This window comes from Streptomyces sp. HSW2009, assembly GCF_040240285.1.
GTDB lineage: Bacteria > Actinomycetota > Actinomycetes > Streptomycetales > Streptomycetaceae > Streptomyces.
In genome coordinates this window covers 1-2703 of record NZ_JBEHZD010000799.1, presented here as the reverse complement: position 1 = coordinate 2703, position 2703 = coordinate 1, and the positions used below count along the sequence as shown (strand labels likewise).

Annotated in this window: 1 protein-coding gene and 1 pseudogene; both read right to left on the bottom strand. The window is 76.6% G+C overall.

Features of this window, described 5'->3' with window-relative positions; all coding sequences use genetic code 11:
* Positions 1–85: 85 nt before the first annotated feature.
* Complete coding sequence (locus AAHZ94_RS32300) at positions 86–1690, bottom strand: DUF5719 family protein (RefSeq protein WP_349997266.1); 1605 nt, start codon at positions 1688–1690, stop codon at positions 86–88.
* Positions 1687–2703, bottom strand: a pseudogene (locus tag AAHZ94_RS32295) (hypothetical protein); the annotation flags it as partial. The gene AAHZ94_RS32300 and the pseudogene AAHZ94_RS32295, both read right to left, overlap by 4 nt.

Genomic DNA, 2703 nt, shown 5'->3' with positions numbered 1-2703 from the left:
GACTCCAATTCCCCAGGCAACGGAACCTGCCCCCCCCCCACGCCGTGCCCCGTACGGAGCCCGCCGTGCTGCTCCGGACGGAACGTCAGTCGTCGTTCAGCATCGACAGGTCCTGTCGGCCGCGGGGGACCGAGACCAGGCCGCGGTCGTCGGGGAGGCCCTGGACGGTGAACATCCGGACCCCGTCCGCCTCCTCCTCCAGCAGCCGCGAGGCGTGCACGGGGCCGCCGCTGAGCCGTTCGACGGTCACCGCGTACGGGCCCTTCGCGCCGGACGGGCGGGGCGGGGTGAGGGCCTGCGTCGTCCCGGCCTTGACGGTGATCTCCTGGCTGGCGGGGGTGCCGCCCTCGGCGCCGGCCGATGAGGTGACCCGTACCGAGGCCGCGGCCTCGGGGGCGGTCAGCGACACGGTGCTGCCCTTGGCCCGGTTGTCGGCCACCGTGCCGCGGTCCTCGATGGGCGCCGTCGCCGGGATGAACGCCGTCTCCTGCTTGTCCCCCTCGCCGCGGGTGATGCGCAGCGCCGCCACGAACGGGGCCGCGCTCTTGCCCTGCGGCGTGAGGGTCAGCGAGCCCGGCTCGCCCTTGGTCAGGTCGCCGAGGTCGACGGCGCTGGTCATCCGGCTCTTGACGGTCAGTGACTCGTGGCCGGCCGGGGTGAGGGTGCCGGAGGGGCCGGACAGCCGGATCTTCAGGTCGGCGTCCCCAGAGCCGGTGGCGTAGGCGACCAGCCGTACCGAGGTGGCGTCCTTGGGGATGCCGGGGAGCACCGCGCTGGTGGCGGGCGGGGCCGCGGCGGCGAGCCAGTCGCTGCCGATGTTGCTGTCCACGGCCTGCACGCTGGCGCCGACCCGCCCCGAGCGGACCGCGGCGTGCAGCGTCACGTTGATGGTCGGCTTGCTGACCAGGGTGGAGAGCAGGACCGGCTTGGTGGAGTGGGGCGGGATGTTGATCGACTCGCCGCTGGGCGCTTCCAGCCGGCCGTCCTCCCCGTACAGCTCAAGGTCGACGACGGCCTGGCTGCTGTCGGGGTTGGTCAGGTGGACGTAGTCCTGCCGGTCGCCCGCGGTGCTCGCGGCGGGGAACCAGAAGTCGGTGCCGGGGGCCACGCAGGAGGTGCCGAGCAGCCCGCGCCCGTCGCCGGCGCTGATGGTGGTGGTCTGCTGCACGGTCCAGCCGGGGGCGAGCACGCCGTCCGCGAGGCCGATGAGGGCCGGCGCGTCGGAGCGCGAGGTGGTGTCGGTGACCGGCGTGCCGGGTGCCTTGAGCGGCACCACTGGGTCGCCGGTCAGCACGTCGGGGCGGGCCGCGCCGTCGCCGCCCTTGCCGCCGTCTCCCCCGCCCTTGCTGTCGGCGCCCTTGCCGTCGTCGTCCTTGGCGCCGTCTTCAGCACCGTCCTCGGCGTCGGACGTGGCGTGGGCGGGGAGCAGCCCCGCGGTGCCCTTCGTGCCGCCCGCCGTCTTCCCCTTGGGGGTGAACGCGGTGTACGTGGTCTCGGCGAGCTCCGACGTGGTCGGTGCGGGGCACACCAGGCCCGACCGCTCGACCGGCATCCGGGTGGCGGCCGTCGCGCCCTTGCCGCCGGTCGAACCGTCCGCGTCCGAGCCGGAGTCGGCGGTCACCGACGCCACCCCGGTCAGGGCGGCCAGGGCGGTGGCGGCGGCGAGCAGGGACAGGGTGGTGCGGTTCATGCCTGGCTCCCGTCGCGGCGGGGCCCGGGCACCGTGCCGTCGCCGTACGTCGTCTCGTCCTGCCCGTCCGACCCGTCCTGCGCCTGCCCCGGCCCGCCCTGGTACGGCGGCTGTCCGTAGCCGTACGGGTCGTAGCCGCCCTGGTAGGTGCCGCTGCCGTAGTCGGCGTACGGGTCGGGCTGTCCCGGCTGCCCGGTCGGGTAGCCACCGCCGGGGTAGCCGGCCTGGTCACCGGCGGGTTGGCCGGTCGGCTGCGCCGCGCCCGGGTAGCCGGCCTGGTCGGCGGAGGCGTACGGGTTCTGGTGCGACTGCTGGGCCTGGTGGTGCGACTGCTGGTACGCCGGGTAGCCGCTCTGGTCCTGGGCGGGGCCTGGGTAGCCCCCCTGGTCCTGGGCGTAACCGGCCGATGTGTCCCACTGCTGGTCGTAACCCTGCTGGCCGTATCCCTGCGCGCCGTACCCCTGCTGGCCGTACGTCTGCTGGCCGGGGCCCGGCGCGGCGGCCCCCTGCTGCGGGGTCGCGTACGGGTCGGCGGCGGGGTCCGGCGAAGAGGGCAGCAGGGGGGCGCCGGGCTGCCCGGGCTGCGGGGTCGCCCGTGGTGCGGCGGGGGGCAGCGGGGGCGGGGCCGGCAGCGCGGGGGTCGGTTGCGGCGGCGCGGGGGGCCGGGGCTCGGTGGGTGCGCCCCAGTCGGCGGGCGGCTGCTGGCCGGGGGCGGCGTGCGGGGCAGCTCCCGGGGCGAGGCCCGGGGCTGCATCCGATACGAAGCCCGGGGCTGAGCCCGAGACGTAGCCCGGGACCGCTCCCGGGCCGGAGCCCGAGACGGCGTCCGGGGTTGCGCCGGGGGCGACGCCCGAGCCGGTGCCCGGGGCCATCCCCGGGGCGAAGCCTTCGTTCATGCCCGGGGCCGCTCCCGGGGCGAGGCCCGAACCCGTACCCGGGGCCACTCCCTGGCCGGAGCCCGAGCCCGCGCCCGGGCCCGGGCCCGCAGCTATGTGGTCGCGTACGACCGGTCG